Here is a 15,454-nt window from a genome sequence, read left to right on the forward strand (position 1 = left end):
GGGAGGGGGAGAGCAACGCGATGATTGTCGATCGGGAAGAGATCAGACTCATGGCTTTCCCCCTCCGCCCTTCGGGCACCTCCCCCGTATGACGTGGGAGGCTATGACTCAGCGATCCAGCCAGACGTCCTCGAAGCGCCAGTTGTTGTAGATGCTGTTGGTGTGCAGCGTCACGTTCTTCACCTGCGGCTGCCAGCAGCCGGCAATGCGGCCGTGGCTGATGATCGGTCGCGCCACGTCCTCCTGCAGCTTGCGGTCGATCTCCCAGACCAGCTCCTGGCGCTTCCTGCGGTCGGTCTCGCGCGACTGTTCCTCGAAGAGCTTGGTCATCTGCGGGTCGCAGTAGTTGTTGTAGTTGCGCAGAGAGCCGCAGGCATAGCCTTCGAACAGGGTCACGTCCGGATCGTCGACCGCGCTGCCGGTGAGGTTGAGCGCGACGACATAGTCCTTCTTGAAGACGCGGTTGTAGTAGATCGTGGTGTCGATGATCTCGAGTTCGGCATCGATCCAGATCTGCTTGAGCTGGTCGATGAGGATCACCGCCGGGTCCTTGTAGGTGGCGATGTTGCGGGTGCTGACCTTGAGCTTCAGCCGCTTGTCCGGGCCGTAACCGGCTTGCTTCATCAGCGCCCGGGCTTCCTCGCGCGCCTTCTCCACGTCTCCGTAGCCGATGAGGCCCTCGAGTTTCTCCGGAGGCAGGCCCCAGACGCCGTCGGGCGGCGGCAGCAGGGCGCCGCCCATCCTGCCTTCGCCTTCGCTCAGGATCCTGATGAAGGCCTCGCGGTCGAGCGTGAGGGCCATGGCGCGGCGGATCTTCGGATCGTCGAAGGGCGCGACCTCGCGATTGACGATCAGGTTGGTGCTGACGCCGCTCTCGCGCATCGTGCACTGGGCCTGGGGCGCGTCGCGCCTGACGTTCTTCAGCAGCGGCACGGTGACGTCGGCCGGAAACGTCATGTCGAACTTGCCGGCGACGAAGGACAGCATGCGGGTCGAGCGATCCGGGATGATCGAGAATTCGATGGCATCGAGATAGGGACGGCCCGGCTTCCAGTAGTCGGGATTCTTCACCAGCTTGATGCCCTCGTTCATCCTGAAGTCGGCCAGCTTGAACGGGCCGGTCCCGACCGGCTTGCGTCGCATGTCGGCGGCCGGCACGTGGCAGGGATAGATCGGGGTGTAGCCGGAGGCGAGCAATGCCAGCAGCGACGGTTGCGGCTGCTTCAGATGGAAGGTCACCTGAGACGGGCCGTCGGCGGTGACCTTTTCGACGTTGGTGTACCAGGCGCTGCGCGGATTGCGGCGCAGTCGGTCCGGCGTGAGGATGAGATCGAAGGTGCAGGCGACGTCGGCCGCCGAGAAGGGCTTGCCGTCGTGCCATTTAACGCCGTCGCGGGTCTTGAAGACGAGCTTGCGTCCCTCGTCCTTGGTTTCCCAGCCCGTCGCGAGGTCGGGCACGATGGTGTCCAGGCTGTTCTTCGGAACGTTCTGATCGAAGACGACGAGGTTGTTGTAGATCGCCATGAAGGGGACGGCGACCGAGACGGTCGATTCCTCATGGATGGAGGCGCTGGGCGGCGTGTCCATGTGCTGTATGCGCAGCGTGCCGCCGCTTTTCTGGGCCCAGCCGGTGCCGGACCACCCGATGAGGGTTGCTGCGATGCAGATCGAAACGAAACGCGTCTTTGCGACTTTCATTGTGGTTTCCTCCGACGATGTCTTGTTGTTGGTGGTCTGGTCTCCGTTGGTTTGCAGTGCGGATGAAAGCCTAGACCGGGCGCCGGCATGGTGTCGACCCGCCGCCACGGTCTGCTATCGTCCGCCGCCGTTTCGGAATTCGAGGAGAGTCCAGTGACCACTGCCCCCCAGCGCCTGCGCGCCCTGTTGGCCGAGCCAGGCCTCGTCGTCATGCCGGCCGTGTGGGACGGGCTCACCGCCAAGCTGACCTATGGCGAGGGCTTCAAGACCGCCTTCCTCTCGGGCTCCTGCGTCGCCGCCAGCCGCCTCGGCGGTCCCGACCTCGACCTCGTCTCGTTCGGCGAGATGTTCGATTCCTTCAACATGGTGCACAGCGCGGCGCCCGACCTGCTGGTCCTGGCCGACGGCGATCACGGATACGGCAATGCGATGAACGTGCAGCGCACGGTCAGCGCCTATGGCCGGGCCGGGGCGGCGGCAGTGCTGATCGAGGACAAGATCACGCCACGCGCGCTCACGGCCGCGGGCAAGCCCTGCCTGCCGCGCGAGGAGGCGCGCATGAAGATCCGCGCCGCCGTCCAGGCGGCCAAGGAATCGGGAATCCTCGTGCTGGCGCGCACCGACTGCCGGCCGACCCAGGGCATCGACGAGGCGGTCGCGCGCATCGAAATGTATGTCGAGGAGGGCGCCGACATCCTGTTCCTCGACTCGCCGGCCGACGACGAGGAGATCAAGCGCGGCGTCGCCGCCGCCAAGGGCCGGCCGTCCTTTGCGGTGCTGTCGCCGGGCGCGCCGCGCGCCACGCCTTCGCAGAAGGAAGCTCTCGCGCTCGGCTTCAAGATCGGCACCTATCCGACCGGCATGCTCTCACCGGCCGCCGCCGGCATGAAGGCCGGGTTGGCCGCGCTGAAGGCCGGCGAGGCGGAGAGCAAGAGCGCATTGTCGCCGGCCGATCTGCGCGCGACCTTGGGCTATGCCGACTACGATACCGCGGCGAAGCCTTTCATCGTGAAGGCCTGAAGCCAGCCCATGAAGCGCAAGACCAGCAAGGCATTCGTCTATCTCGGCGCCTCCTCGATTCACGGTCTCGGCTGCTTTGCCGACATCGACATCAAGAAGGACGAGCTGGTGCGTGTGTGGGATGGCAAGGATAGCCGCTTCATCCCTGTCGCGAGGGCTCACGCCTCGCCGCAGGTCCAGCTCATCAAGCGCTTCGGCATCCGAACCGCGCGCGGATACTGGGTGCCGCTCGATTTCCTGCGCATTTCGACCGGCTGGTACATGAACCACGCGGCCGCGCCCAACATCGGCTCCGACGACGGCGACGTGACCTACTACGCGCTGCGCGACATCGAGGCCGGCGAGGAGCTCACCATGGACTACCGGCTCATGGACGAGGAGTACGACAATCTGGACCGCGACGAGGTCGTCCCGGCCTCCGCGCGACCGAAAACACGCCGTCGCCGCTGAACATCGGTTTCGGCAACCCGCCGGGCGCCTCCCCGTTCGCTTCCCGAAGAGGAGAGCGACATGAACCAGGATCCGGACCCCAAACCCCGCGACCGCGACAATCTCGACGTCGAGCGCGGGGCCGATATCGACGAGCGCGTACCCCGCCGCGACGGCGAAACGTCACGAACCGTCGGGCCCGAAGACGAGGATCGGCGCGTGCGACCCGGCGAAAAGCGGCCGCACGGTACGATGCCCTGAGCCGGAAGCTACAGGTGGTCCTTGTCGAAATCCTCGCAGGACAGGCCTAGCGCGGACAGGCCGTCGGCCAGATGATCGGCGAGCAACGGCTGGCCGAGCAGATACGCCGAGGTCCGGTCGTTGCGGCCGTCCCGGGCCTGGGTGCGCAGATCCTCCCAGTCCTCGATGTCGCCGTCGCCGCGGCCCAGCCACAACAGGGCGACCAGGTCGACCTGCTCATCCTCGTCGAGCGCCTCGATGAAGGCCACGAGTTCGGCCTGGGTCGGATCGCCGTCATGTTCCTCGAGGATCGATATTGCGCCATCGTCGGCGGCATTCGAGGCGGAGTCCGGATCGGTTTCCACGTCCTGCACATCGAACTCCCGTGCCTTCACGATGATGTGGCACACCATGTCGGTCGCGATCGCGAGGCTAGGCGGGGGCGTGAGGCCGTCGGGCATCGAGAGTCTCCAGGGGCTGCGGTCAGGCCGTCCAACGATTGACCCTCCGATACGTTCCGGCCGCTCGATCCGGCGCCATCACGCCAGTGCCGCCAGGTAGGCCTCCGCGCGCGCCGAGTCGGCGGATGATCCCGCGAAGCCGACATAGCCGTCGGGACGAACGAGCTGCAGCGTGTGACCCCCGGGCACAGCCGTCACCAGTCGGGGAAACCTTGCAGCGAGGGCGGTGACGACGACGGCCGGACCCAATGCGGTGAACCTGCGGCCGCCCGTACCCTCGGGAAGGCGTTGCGGCCAGCGTTCCCCGGGCTTCGGGCCGTCCGAGACTTCGACGGACCGTGCGGTCAGGGGACTGTCGGGGTAGCCGATGTCCATCTCGGCAAGCTGGTCGGCGACCCTGTGCCGGATCTGCGGAAAGCCGGCGGCAAACTGCAGGATCGCGTTGCGCACGTGCTGCAGGAGCGGGTTGCGGAGTGTCGCGGCTTCGGTCATCAGCCCGGCATTCCGGAGCACACGGTCGCCGACGGCGCTGCGCTCCCGCGAATAGCTGTCGAGCAGCGACGAGTTGGCGGCGCCCTCGATCACGAGCGCGAGTTTCCAGGCGAGATTGAAGGCGTCCTGCATGCCGGTATTCATGCCCTGACCGCCCGCCGGGCTGTGGATGTGCGCGGCGTCGCCCGCCAGGAACACGCGGCCCCTGGAATAGTCCCTGACCTTGCGCTCGTTGATGCGGAAGGCGGCCAGCCACACCGGATCGGACATGACGATGCCGGGCGAGCCGCGACGCGCCATCAACGCGTTGATCTGATCGAGCGTCGGATCGGGATGAGTGTCGGCCCCCCTCGCCGGTCCGAGATCGGCGATCACCCGCCAGCGATCGGCCGCGATCGGAAAGAAGGCGAGGATGCCGTCGCGGTGCCAGAAGATGTGCAGATGATCGCCGGGGCTGAGGCCCGAGACATGTCCATCGGCCAGCGCCCAGTGCGACTGCAGCGTCGAGCCTTCGAATTCGAAGCCGAGCCCATGGCGCACCGCCGAGTGGGCGCCGTCGCAGCCGACCAGCCAGTCCGCCTCTACCGCTTCGGGAATGCCGTTCGTTTTGGCGAGCGTGGCCCTGACCGACGAGCCCGTGTCGGTGAAGCCGGTCAGTCCGACCTCGCGCTCGACCGTCACGCCGGCGGCGGCCAGTCGCTCTTCGAGCACGCGCTCGGTCTCGCTTTGCGCGATCATCAGCGCATAGGCGAAGCGGCTGTCGATCACGTCGAACGAAATCTCGGCGACGACCTCGGTGCCGGTCGAGATCCGGGCGCCGTGCGCCGGCACGCCGGCGGCCATGAAGTCCGTGGCGTAACCGGCGTCGTCGAACAGCTCGAGCGTGCGGCTCCACAGGACGAGCGCCTTCGACTTGTCGGTTCGGTGCGCTGCCTTGTCGATGAGTCGAACGGGGATACCGTGGCGGACGAGTTCGTTGGCGAGCGTGAGGCCGACCGGGCCCGCGCCCGAGATGAGCACTTTCGGATGATCCGCCAAGACACTCTCCCTGCAGGATTTGGCCGATCGAGCCTAGCCCTGCTCCGCAGTGCGGCCAATCGGTCCTTGCAAATGCCTCGGCGAAAGGCCATATGCAGGCGGTCGATAGACGGACAGACGATTTTGGTCCGCGTTTCCGGCTTCGCCGGCAACCCGCTCCACGAACTTTGATCCCGAAAACCAGTGCGAATTCGACGGCCGGCTGCGCGTTCCCTGATTTTTGTGTGGGACGCCGCGCGGTTCAGCATATCTAAAGTAGTGAAAGGGTTACCCATGGCGACGGGAACCGTGAAGTGGTTCAATATTCAGAAGGGCTTCGGCTTCATTCAGCCGGACAACGGCGGTGCCGATGCCTTCGTGCACATCAGCGCCGTCGAGCGCGCCGGCATGGGCACGCTGAACGAAGGTCAGAAGGTCGAGTATGAACTCGTCTCCGATCGTCGCAGCGGCAAGATGTCGGCCGACAATCTGAAGTCTGTCGGCTGATCACGCGGCTGCCGGTAACGGCGGCCACGTTCAACGACATGAGATGACCCCGCACCCTCTGGGTGCGGGGTTTTTCATTGCATCGCGGGCGAGTTGCCCCGCGAGACGCAGCACTTCTCTCCGCGTTTCCGACGGGAAACGCCCCATATGCGCTTTTCGTGGTCGACGGACCTGAACCGATATGGAGGCCCCATGGCCAAGAAATCCAGCAAGCGTACGGAGTACGTGCTGTTCAACGTCACCTACGAAGACGGCAGCCAGCGCTCCAACCGCCGCGTACCGCTCGAAGCCCTCGAAGGACTCGAGAAGGATCTGCCCGCCCGCGAGATCATCGCGGAGCAGGATCGCGAAGTCGCCGAGAAGTCCGGCAAGCCCGCGCTCACCATCAAGACACTCGTGCGCGCCTGATTCAGCCGAGAATCGATCGAGACGCTTCGGCCACGTCCCTGACCTCGATGAAGGGCAGCCATTGCGGGTCCGCCGTCTCGGCTCGCCGATTGACCCAATAAGCGCGGATGCCCAGTGCCTTGCACACCGCCATGTCGAGCGGCTGACTGGCGGCGATATGCACCGTTTGCTGCGGCGTTACCCCTAGCACTTCGTGAGCATGACGAAACAGGCGGAGGTCGGGCTTGTAGGCGCGTGCCTGCTGGGCGGTGATTACCGCGTCCAGGTCGAGTCCCAGACCGGGCAGGCTGCCAGCGATCAGGTCGTCGTCGGTGTTGGAGATCGCCGCGAGGCGCCAGCCGCCGGCCCGCAAGGCGGCGAGAGCGGCCGGCACATCGGCATGCGGCGGCAGGCGTGACAGTCCGGTGACTAAACCGTCGACATCCGCGTCCGCCATGGCGATGCCGCCGACCTTCAGTGCGAATCGCAGGCTTTCCCCAAGTACGTCGCGGTAGGGCCGCCAGGGTGGCCTGTCGCGGAGCCTGCGTCCCTCGCTATGGAACGCGTGGATGAGGGGGGCGAGATCCTTCGCCGGCTGGCCGTGGCGCCTCACGGTGTCGCGAAAGCACGCTTCTACGCCTTCATGCCACTGAACGAGCGTGCCGTAGAAGTCGAAGGTGACGGTTCGCACACCCACCATCCGCTTCTCCCCGAATTCGTGTCCGACCCTCGACAATGTCCTCAAACGGTCGCCGGTTCCGCTTCCGGTGGCGGTGTCGGCGGCAGCAGACGGTCGATCGCCATGATCCAGACATCGCGCCCTTGTTCGACCGACAGGCCGTGGCGCTCGCGCATGCGGGCCCAGCTTTCGAAGTCGGTGAGCTGCTCCAGTGCGATCTCGAGCATCTTGCGCTCGAACTCCGGAAGGCAAGCCAACTCGATACCGTAGGTCAGCGCCAGGCGCGTCCACATGGTATCGCGAATCCGCCCGATCCGCGCTCTCACCAGTTCCGATTGGTTCTTGTTGCTCTGCAACACCCGCCAGAGCGGCAGCAAGCGCTCGAAAAGATCGGATCGCCTCTCGACCATGCCCCGCAGGCGCTGGGCGCGGGTGTCGCCCAGGTGGCGTTGCCCGGTTCGGGAAAGCCCTTCGGCGAAGGCGTAGTCGGCGGCGGCGAGGGTCAGCGCCAGGAGGTCGTCGAACCGCTCGAAGACCGATCGCACCGAATAGCCGGCGCGTTTGGCGATCTGCGCCGCCGTCGGCGCCTCCGGCCCCTCGTTCAGCAACTCCAGATAAGCTTCGATGATGAGCTGTTTGGTACGCTCGCTGCGGAGCGCCCGGCCGTCCATCCGACGGGGTTTGTCCCTTGTCGCTGCGCTCTGCATCGAAGGGGGCACTTCTTCGCTGTTCTGCACCGTCTCCACCGCTTCTCGGCCGCGGCCGATCGCCGAGGGCGGGGCGATAGTGGCGCCCTTCAGGCCGCTTCGCCAGTGCGCGATGGAACTTCGCGGCGGGCCGGTCGTTCATCACGTCATGAGTAAGACCGTCCAACGCACTCCCAGCGACCGTCAACACCAGGCGGCCCTCCGTGTCTCGACCAAGCAGATCGCCAAGGACGCGGTGCGCGGCGGGCCGAAGTCGGTAAAGAAGGACAAGCGGCCGACCGGTCACGGACAGAAGGGCTAGGAGAATCGGATCGGCACCCAGGCCGCGCCGTGCGCGTCGCCGTCTTCAGCACCAAACCCTATGACCGGTACTTTCTGGAGGCCGCCAACGAGTCCGCCCACCACGAGCTGGCCTACCTCGAACCTCGCCTGACGGTCGAAACCGGGGCCTTGGCACAGGGCGCGACGGCGGTTTGCGCCTTCGTGAACGATTCGCTTGCGGCCGGGGTGCTGCAGTCGCTCGCCCAGCGGGGCGTCCGTCTCGTGGCGCTGCGCTGTACCGGCTTCAACAATGTCGACCTCGTCGCGGCCAGGAAGCTCGGCATCACCGTGGCGCGCGTGCCCGAATATTCACCGCATGCGGTCGCAGAACACGCCGTGACACTCGTCCTGGCGCTGAACCGGCGTATCCACCGCGCCTATGCCCGTGTGCGTGAGGGAAACTTCGCGCTGGAGGGGCTGCTGGGGTTCGACATGAAGGGCCGGACCGTGGGAGTGATCGGCACCGGACGGATCGGCGCCACCTTTGCCCGCATCCTGGCGGGCTTCGGCTGCACGATCCTGGCCGTCGATCCGGCGCCCGACCCGGCCTGCATCGCGGCAGGCGTGCGCTATGTCGACCTGCCCGATCTGCTGGCGGCCTCCGACATCGTCTCGCTCCATTGCCCGCTGACGCCCGGCACCCGTCACCTGATCGACGCGGCAGCGTTGGCCCGCATGCGTCCGGGCGCGATGCTGATCAACACCAGCCGCGGCGCGGTGATCGATACGCCGGCGGTGATCGCGGCGCTGAAGGACGGCCGCCTCGGTCATCTCGGGCTCGACGTCTACGAGGAGGAGGCCGACCTCTTCTTCGAGGACCTCTCCGACAGGGTGATCCAGGACGACGTCTTTGCCCGGCTGCTGTCCTTTCCCAACGTTCTCGTCACCGGGCATCAGGCGTTCTTCACCGCCGACGCCCTGCAAGGCATCGCCCGCACAACCATCGCCAACATCACGGGCTTCGAGCGGGACGGCCGGGCGGTCCACGAGATTTCGGTCGAGAAGCTCGCCTGACGTCCCGAAGGACGCCAGGGACGGGAGCGGCAGCCTAGGCCCGCCGCCCGCGCACCAGTCCGACGATCAGGAGCAGGATGATCGCACCCAACGCAGCGAAGAGAATCTGGCCGAGAAGCCCGCCGCCCAGGTCGAGACCGAGACGGGGAAACAGCAGGCCCGCGAACAGCGCGCCGGCGATGCCGACCAGCAGGTCGCCCACCAGCCCGAAGCCCGTCCCGCGGACGACCTTGCCGGCCAACCAGCCGGCCACGATGCCGACGACGAGAATGACGAGAATGCTTTCGGCCGACATATTCATCGTGAGATCTCCGGGCCGTCCCGCGGACGCGCAGCACATCGGCGCTCGGTCAACGCGTCGCACCTCGCCGCGTTGCGCCCGCTCATTGCCGCAATTGCGCCGTTGCGGGAGGCTATGGCACAGGCTGCCGGGGCCACTATATCCCGGCTCACAATCAGCCCTCGAGGAAGACCAGTTCATGCGCCGCATCCTTCTCCCCCTGCTCGCCCTGTCCCTTCTGCCGGCCGTCGCCCAGGCCGCCGACCAGGCCGCCGCCACGGCGTGTTCCGCGCAGCTCTCCAAGGACGGCCAGCTCCTCTACGGCAAGGTGGCGCCCACGATGACGCCCCAGACCGACATCAAGGACGCCCTCACCAGCGTCGCCCGGCCGATGGTGATGGGTGGCTCGATGTCGCGCGACACCGCCCGTGCCGCCGCCGAAGCGGCCGGTGAGTGCCTGAAGTTCCTGAAGTGATGCTTCGGCCCTAGGGCCACTGTCACGACGCCGGTGGCGCTGGCTTTCTGCGGAGAGCCAGCACCATGCCGCCGGTGAGGACGAGTCCGGCGACGGCCATCACCACCACCGCGCCGCGCGTCCCGAGCCCGTCTGAAAGCGCGCCGGCCGCGAGCTGGCCGAGCGGGCCCGTGCCGATGCAGACGGTGACGACCCCCATCAGGCGGGAGCGCATCTCGGGCGGGGCTTCGGTCAGCATCAGGGTCGACTGCATGTTGCCGAAGCCTGCCGTGCCGAAGCCGCCGATCACGAGCAGCGCGAAGGCCAGCCAGTAGAAGGGCGACAGCGCCATCAGGATGAGCGCGACCATGAACAGTGCCGCGCCGCCGGCGAAGGCAAGGCGTCGGTCCATGCGCACGATGCCGGCCGCGATCAGCGCGCCGCCCAGCAGCGCCCCCAATGGCTCGCCCGCCGCCAGCAGGCCGACCAGCGCCGGCGAGACATGGAACTCGCCCTGCCCGAGCGGTGCGACGAGACCCGAATAGGCGAAGGCGAACGCATTCGTCACGATGGTGACGCCGAACACCAGCAGGATGGTGGGCCGCGTCCAGGCGAAGCGCAGCCCTTCGGCGATGTCGTGGGGAATGCGCACGAGGTCGAGCCGTCGCGTCAGCTGGGTATGCGCGAGGCCCGCGATGGCGAAGGCGCCGGCGAATTGCACGAGGGCGGTGAGGGTGTAGGCACCCTTCATGCCCAGCCATTCGAAGGCGATGCCGCCCAGGAGCGGCCCCACCGCGCGCGTCGCCGCCGAGGTGACGCTGTCGAGCGCGATGGCGTTGACGATCCGGTGCGGTCCCGCGACCTCGCCGACCATGCGCCGGCGCGTCGACATTTCGGTCGACCACATCGTGCCCGAGACGAGGTTGCCCAGCGCCACGTGCCAGACCTCGAGATGGCCGGTGACGGCCAGCGTCGCGAGCAGGGTCGAGATCACGGCCGGTATGACCAGCGCCAGCATGAAGATCAGCTTGCGGTTCACCGCCTCGGAGATGGCGCCCGCGAAGGCGCCGAACAGCAGCTGCGGGATCTGCCGCAAGGCGACCACGACCGTGACGGCGAAGGCGGAGTGCGTGACCTCCCAGGCGAACAGGCCCGACGCCAGCAGCTCCAGCCAGCGCATCGCATTGGCGAAGGCGCCCACCAGCCACAATCTCAGGAAGTAGGGCGAGCGCAGCAGCTCCCGGATCGGCGAGTCCATTGACCGGAGGTTACCCGTCCCTCACCGCGAGGCGAAGCCCGGCAGGCGATTTTTAGCGCCCGATCTCCTCCAGATTGACGCCTGCCGTCTCGATGCGAAACCACCAGGTAATGAGGGCGCCCAGCAGGGACGTGAAGACGAGGGCGGTCAGCAGGAAGTCGGTGCCGGCATCGGCCAGCACCACCGGGAAGATGAAGGCCGTCAGCACCGCGCCGATCTTGGCGAAGGCGGCGGCGAAGCCCGCACCCTTGCCGCGGATGTGGGTCGGGAAGACCTCGCCCGCCAGCAGGTAGGTCTGCGAGTTGGGCCCGAGATTGGTCATGAAGTTGAAGAGCATGAAGCCGCCGAACAGCAGCATCGTGCGCGCCGGCTCCTCGACATGGGACTGTAGCGCCGCCATCGCGAGCCCGGCGGCGCAGCCGAGAAAACCGAGGACCTGCAGCCGGATGCGGCCGACCTTGTCGGACATCAGCACGGCAGCGAGGATGCCCACGATGAGCAGCGTATCGACCAGCGCCGCGCCCTTCGCGCCCTCGAGGTCGCGGGCGATGATGGCCGACACGTTATGCGCGTTCGTGACCTCGTGACCGATCGTGTGGGCTAGGATCGTCGGCGTGAAGATGCCGATGCCGTAGGTCCCGAGGTCCTGCAGGAACCAGGGCACCGAGGCCAGGATCGTGGCGCGCCGGTTCTTCCTGTTGAAGAGGTCGGCCCAGCGGCCGTGCCGGTGGTGGCTGCGATGGGCGGGGTCGTCGCTCCCGGCCAGGCGCACCTGCTTGGGATACTGCGGCTTGCGTTTCAGCAGCCGCCGCAGCTCGCGCTCGGCCTCGGCGTGGCGGCCACGGCTCACCAGCCACTGGCCGCTGTCGGTCACGAACAGGCGGGCGAACACGACGAAGGCGGCGGGTACGATCGCCATGCCGTACATCCAGCGCCAGGCGTCGAGCGAGGCATCGAAGGTCAGGATCGCGAAGCCCAGTACCGTGCCGGCCAGAGCGCCGATCGCCTGGAACGCGAAGGCGGCCAGCACCAGCTTGCCGCGGTCGCGGCTGGGAATGCTCTCGGAGATCACGAGGTGCGCGGTGGGATAGTCGCAGCCTAGCGCCACGCCGACGCCGAACAGAAAGAAGACGAGCCAGCCGAAACTCGGGGCGACGGTCAGGCCGGCCAGGAAAATGACGAAGACCAGCATCTCGATCACGAACATGCGGCGCCGGCCGTAGACGTCCGCCAGGCCGCCCAGCGCCACGGCGCCGATCATGATGCCCGCCAGCGTGGCGGCGCTCACGATGCCCTTGCCCGTGGGCGAAAGGCCGAATTCCTCGACGATCAGCGGCAGGGCGACGCCGGTCATGAATACGACCAGGCCTTCGAAGAATTTCCCCGCGGTGGCGAGTGTCCAGATGCGCCACTGCATCTGGGTCATGGGCACGCTGGGAGTGGGGGTCCCGTCGGGCCATGACGGGGTTTGGTCGATATAGCCCTGGACGCTCTGAGGTTCAGCCATCTGGACAGATTACCCAGCGAGGTTACGCTGAGGTGTCTGAAAAGCAAAAAACACAAATCGGGGAAACACCATGAAGAGACGGAGCCTGCTCGTCGCGGCCCTGGCCGCGCCGTCGATCGTTCCTGCCGTTGCGTTCGGTCAGGGGGCCTGGCCGAACAAGACGGTGAAATTCATCTGTCCCTTCGCAGCGGGTGGCGGCACCGACACGGTGAGCCGGCTGATGTGCGATCAGCTCTCCAAGAGCCTCGGCCAGACCTTCGTGGTCGAGAACAAGGGTGGGGCGGGCGGCAACATCGGCACGGTCGAACTCGCCCGGGCGGCCCCCGACGGCTACACGCTCGGCCTCATCTCGGTGGCCAGCCATACGCTGAACCCGATGCTCTACAGCAGGCTGCCCTACAATCCGGACAAGGACATCGTGGCGGTCTCGCGCGTGGCCATCCTCGCCAACCTGCTGGGCGTGACGCCGTCGCTGCCGGCCAACAACGTCGCGGAGCTGATCGCGCTCTGCAAGAAGGAGCCCGGCAAGTATTCCTTCGCCTCGTCGGGCCCCGGCACCTCGCTGCACCTGAGCGGCGAGCTGTTCAAGAAGCTGGCCGGCGTCGACATCATCCACGTGCCCTACAAGGGCGCCGGACCGGTCTATTCCGACCTGATGGCCGGCATCGTGAACATGATGTTCGCCAACATGCCCTCGATGCTCCCGCACGTCCGCGCCGGAAAGCTCAAAGGGCTGGGCGTGACCTCGGCCCAGCGCTCGAAGGCGGCGCCCGACATCCCGGCCATCGCCGAGACCGTGCCGGGCTATGTCGCCACCTCGTGGTACGGGATCGGCGCGCCGGCCGGCACGCCCGAGCCGATCCTCGCGAGACTCGAGACCGCGATCGCCGAGGCGCTGAGGTCGCCCGACATCCAGAAGCGCTGGAACGACGATCTCGGCCTCGACATGCCGCCGCCCGGCCGCGCCGGCTTCGACCGGTTCCTGGCCGAGGACCGCAAGCTCTGGGAGCCCGCGGTCAAGGCCTCGGGCGTGAAGCTCGACTGATCCTGTTCGGGAGTAGTTTGATGTCTGTTCAATTTGCCGAAGTCCCGGACGAAGCCGGAGAGATCGCCGCACGCTGGCTCGATGCGTTCGGGGCCGCGCTTCAGGCGCAGGATGCGGTGGCCGTCGCGGCGACGTTCATGCCCGACGGGCATTGGCGCGACCTGCTGGCCTTCACCTGGGACGTCGTCACCCATTCCGGGCGGGCGGCGATCGAGGCGGCGCTGGCGCCGGTGCTGGCGCGCACCGCCGCGAAGAACGTGGAGATCCCGGGCACGCGCACGCCGCCGCGCCGCGTGAAGCGCGCCGGCACCGAGTGTATCGAGGCGATCTTCGAGTTCGAGACCGCCTTTGGCCATGCCAACGCCGTCGTGCGTCTCGTCGAGGCCGACGGCGCGTGGCGGGCCTGGTCGCTGCTTACCACGCTCGAGGCGCTGCATGACTGGCCTGACGGGAGGCCGCGCGAATTGAGCGATGCCGAGCGCTATAGCCGCGACTTCGGCGGCGACAACTGGCTCGACCAGCGGGTGAAGGCGCAAGCCTATCGAGATCGCGATCCGGCCGTGCTCGTGGTGGGTGGCGGCCAGGCGGGCCTTGCCACCGCGGCGCGCCTGCGGGCGCTGGGCGTCGATACGCTGATCGTCGATCGTCACCAGCGCATCGGCGACAACTGGCGGCGGCGCTATCACTCGCTCACCCTGCACAACGAGGTGCACGTCAATCACCTGCCGTTGATGCCGTTCCCCTCGACCTTCCCGGTGTTCATTCCCAAGGACAAGCTGGCGAACTGGTTCGAGTCCTATGTCGAGAATCTCGACCTCAACTACTGGACCGACACGCAGCTCACCGCAGGGCGCTACGACGAGGCAACGCAGCGCTGGACGGTGACCTTGCTGCGTGGCGACGGGACGGAGCGCGTGCTGCATCCGCGCCATGTCGTCTTCGCCACCGGCGTGAGCGCCATTCCGATCAAGCCGTCGCTGCCGGGCCTCGACACGTTTGCCGGCACGGTCATGCACTCCGGCGCCTACACAAACGGCGCGGACTGGAAGGGGCGCAAGGCGATCGTGGTGGGGACCGGCAACAGCGGCCACGACGTGGCGCAGGATCTCTGCGCCAGCGGTGCCGATGTGACCCTGGTGCAGCGCAGCCCGACCTATGTCGTGTCGATCCGCGAGGCGCAGAAGGTCTACGCGATCTACACCGAAGGCCTGCCGTTCGAGGATTGCGACCTGCTGGCCGCCGCCTCGCCCTATCCGGTGCTGCAGCGTGCCTACCAGCTCTCGACCGCCGAGATGCGCCGGGTCGATCGCGATCTCCTGTCGGGCCTGGAGAAGCGCGGCTTCCGCCTGACCTACGGCGAGGACGATACCGGCTTCCAGATGATGTATCTGCGTCGCGGCGGCGGCTACTACTTCAACGTCGGCTGCTCCGACATGATCGTCGAGGGGCGGATCAAGCTGCTCCAGTACGACGACATCTCGGGGTTCGAAGCCGGCGGCGTGCGCCTGAAGGACGGCACGCTGCGCGAGGCCGAGCTGGTGGTGGTCGCCACCGGCTACAAGAACCAGCAGGAAACGGTGCGCGCCTTCCTGGGCGACAAGGTGGCCGACCGGATCGGCCCGGTCTGGGGCTTCGACGCCGGCGGCGAACTCGCCAACATGTTCAAGCCGACGCCGCAGCCCGGCCTGTGGTTCATCGCCGGCAGCCTGGCCCAGTGCCGCATCTACTCCCGCTACCTCGCTTTGCAGATCAAGGCGCGCGAGGAGGGTCTGGTCCCTTAGAACCTTTCCGCCTTTGAGTTGACCCCACTTACCTCGTCCTGAGGAGGCCCGAAGGGCCGTCTCGAAGGATGGGCAGCAACGCGGTGCTCGTGGCCACCCTTCGAGACGCGCTCCTGTGGCGCGCTCCTCTCAGGGTGAGGTCGTTGTTGGAAAGGTG

The 15,454-nt window shown here is 67.0% G+C and carries 18 protein-coding genes; 10 read left to right on the forward strand and 8 right to left on the reverse strand.

Features of this window, described 5'->3' with window-relative positions:
• Positions 1-108: 108 nt before the first annotated feature.
• Positions 109-1,698 carry an ABC transporter substrate-binding protein gene (locus ACO07K_RS27500; RefSeq protein WP_422033604.1) on the reverse strand — a complete coding sequence of 530 codons (1,590 nt, stop codon included), beginning with the start codon at positions 1,696-1,698 and terminating at the stop codon, positions 109-111.
• 153 nt (positions 1,699-1,851) lie between these two features.
• Here ACO07K_RS27500 and ACO07K_RS27505 point away from each other — a divergent pair, with 153 nt between their 5' ends.
• Genes ACO07K_RS27505 through ACO07K_RS27515 form a run of 3 tightly spaced genes read left to right on the forward strand, consistent with a single transcriptional unit; the run spans position 1,852 to position 3,408 of the window.
• A complete protein-coding gene (locus tag ACO07K_RS27505) occupies positions 1,852-2,718 on the forward strand; it encodes an isocitrate lyase/PEP mutase family protein (RefSeq protein WP_422033605.1) in 867 nt (288 codons plus the stop codon).
• 9 nt (positions 2,719-2,727) lie between these two features.
• Positions 2,728-3,168 carry an SET domain-containing protein gene (locus ACO07K_RS27510; RefSeq protein ID WP_422033606.1) on the forward strand — a complete coding sequence of 147 codons (441 nt, stop codon included), beginning with the start codon at positions 2,728-2,730 and terminating at the stop codon, positions 3,166-3,168.
• 60 nt (positions 3,169-3,228) lie between these two features.
• Entirely contained in the window at positions 3,229-3,408 is a 180-nt protein-coding gene (locus tag ACO07K_RS27515) for a hypothetical protein (protein WP_422033607.1), read from the forward strand.
• Between the two features lie 8 nt (positions 3,409-3,416).
• Here the strand turns inward: ACO07K_RS27515 and ACO07K_RS27520 are convergent, their stop codons facing one another.
• Together ACO07K_RS27520 and ACO07K_RS27525 are read right to left on the reverse strand one after the other, a co-directional pair.
• On the reverse strand, positions 3,417-3,848 hold the full coding sequence (locus ACO07K_RS27520) for a DUF3775 domain-containing protein (protein ID WP_422033608.1): 432 nt from the start codon (positions 3,846-3,848) through the stop codon (positions 3,417-3,419).
• A gap of 78 nt (positions 3,849-3,926) precedes the next feature.
• Positions 3,927-5,378 carry an FAD-dependent monooxygenase gene (locus ACO07K_RS27525; RefSeq protein ID WP_422033609.1) on the reverse strand — a complete coding sequence of 484 codons (1,452 nt, stop codon included), beginning with the start codon at positions 5,376-5,378 and terminating at the stop codon, positions 3,927-3,929.
• A gap of 273 nt (positions 5,379-5,651) precedes the next feature.
• On the opposite strand from ACO07K_RS27525, the gene ACO07K_RS27530 reads away from it, so the two are divergent.
• Positions 5,652-5,864 (forward strand): cold-shock protein, encoded by a 213-nt coding sequence (locus ACO07K_RS27530; RefSeq protein WP_298311601.1) that lies wholly within the window; start codon positions 5,652-5,654, stop codon positions 5,862-5,864.
• A 192-nt stretch (positions 5,865-6,056) separates the two neighbouring features.
• Positions 6,057-6,272, forward strand: coding sequence for a hypothetical protein (locus ACO07K_RS27535; RefSeq protein ID WP_422033610.1), 216 nt, complete (start codon positions 6,057-6,059; stop codon positions 6,270-6,272).
• A gap of 1 nt (position 6,273) precedes the next feature.
• Here ACO07K_RS27535 and ACO07K_RS27540 read toward each other — a convergent pair whose 3' ends face one another.
• A complete protein-coding gene (locus ACO07K_RS27540) occupies positions 6,274-6,951 on the reverse strand; it encodes a haloacid dehalogenase type II (RefSeq protein WP_422033611.1) in 678 nt (225 codons plus the stop codon).
• A 41-nt stretch (positions 6,952-6,992) separates the two neighbouring features.
• Positions 6,993-7,676 (reverse strand): TetR/AcrR family transcriptional regulator, encoded by a 684-nt coding sequence (locus tag ACO07K_RS27545; RefSeq protein WP_422033612.1) that lies wholly within the window; start codon positions 7,674-7,676, stop codon positions 6,993-6,995.
• A 109-nt stretch (positions 7,677-7,785) separates the two neighbouring features.
• On the opposite strand from ACO07K_RS27545, the gene ACO07K_RS27550 reads away from it, so the two are divergent.
• Both ACO07K_RS27550 and ACO07K_RS27555 read left to right on the forward strand, forming a co-directional pair.
• Entirely contained in the window at positions 7,786-7,938 is a 153-nt protein-coding gene (locus ACO07K_RS27550) for a hypothetical protein (protein ID WP_422033613.1), read from the forward strand.
• A 29-nt stretch (positions 7,939-7,967) separates the two neighbouring features.
• Complete coding sequence (locus ACO07K_RS27555; protein WP_422033614.1) at positions 7,968-8,972, forward strand: 2-hydroxyacid dehydrogenase; 1,005 nt, start codon at positions 7,968-7,970, stop codon at positions 8,970-8,972.
• Positions 8,973-9,006: 34 nt separating this feature from the next.
• Here the strand turns inward: ACO07K_RS27555 and ACO07K_RS27560 are convergent, their stop codons facing one another.
• Entirely contained in the window at positions 9,007-9,273 is a 267-nt protein-coding gene (locus ACO07K_RS27560) for a GlsB/YeaQ/YmgE family stress response membrane protein (protein WP_422033615.1), read from the reverse strand.
• 178 nt (positions 9,274-9,451) lie between these two features.
• Here ACO07K_RS27560 and ACO07K_RS27565 point away from each other — a divergent pair, with 178 nt between their 5' ends.
• Complete coding sequence (locus ACO07K_RS27565; RefSeq protein WP_422033616.1) at positions 9,452-9,727, forward strand: hypothetical protein; 276 nt, start codon at positions 9,452-9,454, stop codon at positions 9,725-9,727.
• 22 nt (positions 9,728-9,749) lie between these two features.
• On the opposite strand, the gene ACO07K_RS27570 is transcribed toward ACO07K_RS27565, so the two are convergent.
• Entirely contained in the window at positions 9,750-10,964 is a 1,215-nt protein-coding gene (locus tag ACO07K_RS27570; RefSeq protein WP_422033617.1) for an MFS transporter, read from the reverse strand.
• A gap of 52 nt (positions 10,965-11,016) precedes the next feature.
• Positions 11,017-12,390, reverse strand: a complete 1,374-nt coding sequence (locus ACO07K_RS27575; RefSeq protein WP_422033618.1) for an MFS transporter — start codon at positions 12,388-12,390, stop codon at positions 11,017-11,019.
• A 151-nt stretch (positions 12,391-12,541) separates the two neighbouring features.
• On the opposite strand from ACO07K_RS27575, the gene ACO07K_RS27580 reads away from it, so the two are divergent.
• Together ACO07K_RS27580 and ACO07K_RS27585 are read left to right on the forward strand one after the other, a co-directional pair.
• Positions 12,542-13,516, forward strand: coding sequence for a Bug family tripartite tricarboxylate transporter substrate binding protein (locus ACO07K_RS27580; RefSeq protein ID WP_422033619.1), 975 nt, complete (start codon positions 12,542-12,544; stop codon positions 13,514-13,516).
• 20 nt (positions 13,517-13,536) lie between these two features.
• Complete coding sequence (locus tag ACO07K_RS27585; protein WP_422033620.1) at positions 13,537-15,297, forward strand: flavin-containing monooxygenase; 1,761 nt, start codon at positions 13,537-13,539, stop codon at positions 15,295-15,297.
• The last annotated feature ends 157 nt before the right edge of the window (positions 15,298-15,454 follow it).

The sequence above is a fragment of the Reyranella sp. genome (assembly GCF_965228225.1).
Lineage (GTDB): Bacteria > Pseudomonadota > Alphaproteobacteria > Reyranellales > Reyranellaceae > Reyranella.

Bases quoted from the DNA above. Each gene is read 5' to 3' on its own strand.
- ACO07K_RS27500 (WP_422033604.1), bottom strand. From the start codon at position 1,698: ATGAAAGTCGCAAAGACGCGTTTCGTTTCGATCTGCATCGCAGCAACC.
- ACO07K_RS27510 (WP_422033606.1), top strand. From the start codon at position 2,728: ATGAAGCGCAAGACCAGCAAGGCATTCGTCTATCTCGGCGCCTCCTCG.
- ACO07K_RS27515 (WP_422033607.1), top strand. From the start codon at position 3,229: ATGAACCAGGATCCGGACCCCAAACCCCGCGACCGCGACAATCTCGAC.
- ACO07K_RS27520 (WP_422033608.1), bottom strand. From the start codon at position 3,848: ATGCCCGACGGCCTCACGCCCCCGCCTAGCCTCGCGATCGCGACCGAC.
- ACO07K_RS27530 (WP_298311601.1), top strand. From the start codon at position 5,652: ATGGCGACGGGAACCGTGAAGTGGTTCAATATTCAGAAGGGCTTCGGC.
- ACO07K_RS27535 (WP_422033610.1), top strand. From the start codon at position 6,057: ATGGCCAAGAAATCCAGCAAGCGTACGGAGTACGTGCTGTTCAACGTC.
- ACO07K_RS27540 (WP_422033611.1), bottom strand. From the start codon at position 6,951: ATGGTGGGTGTGCGAACCGTCACCTTCGACTTCTACGGCACGCTCGTT.
- ACO07K_RS27550 (WP_422033613.1), top strand. From the start codon at position 7,786: ATGAGTAAGACCGTCCAACGCACTCCCAGCGACCGTCAACACCAGGCG.
- ACO07K_RS27560 (WP_422033615.1), bottom strand. From the start codon at position 9,273: ATGAATATGTCGGCCGAAAGCATTCTCGTCATTCTCGTCGTCGGCATC.
- ACO07K_RS27565 (WP_422033616.1), top strand. From the start codon at position 9,452: ATGCGCCGCATCCTTCTCCCCCTGCTCGCCCTGTCCCTTCTGCCGGCC.
- ACO07K_RS27570 (WP_422033617.1), bottom strand. From the start codon at position 10,964: ATGGACTCGCCGATCCGGGAGCTGCTGCGCTCGCCCTACTTCCTGAGA.
- ACO07K_RS27575 (WP_422033618.1), bottom strand. From the start codon at position 12,390: ATGACCCAGATGCAGTGGCGCATCTGGACACTCGCCACCGCGGGGAAA.
- ACO07K_RS27580 (WP_422033619.1), top strand. From the start codon at position 12,542: ATGAAGAGACGGAGCCTGCTCGTCGCGGCCCTGGCCGCGCCGTCGATC.
- ACO07K_RS27585 (WP_422033620.1), top strand. From the start codon at position 13,537: ATGTCTGTTCAATTTGCCGAAGTCCCGGACGAAGCCGGAGAGATCGCC.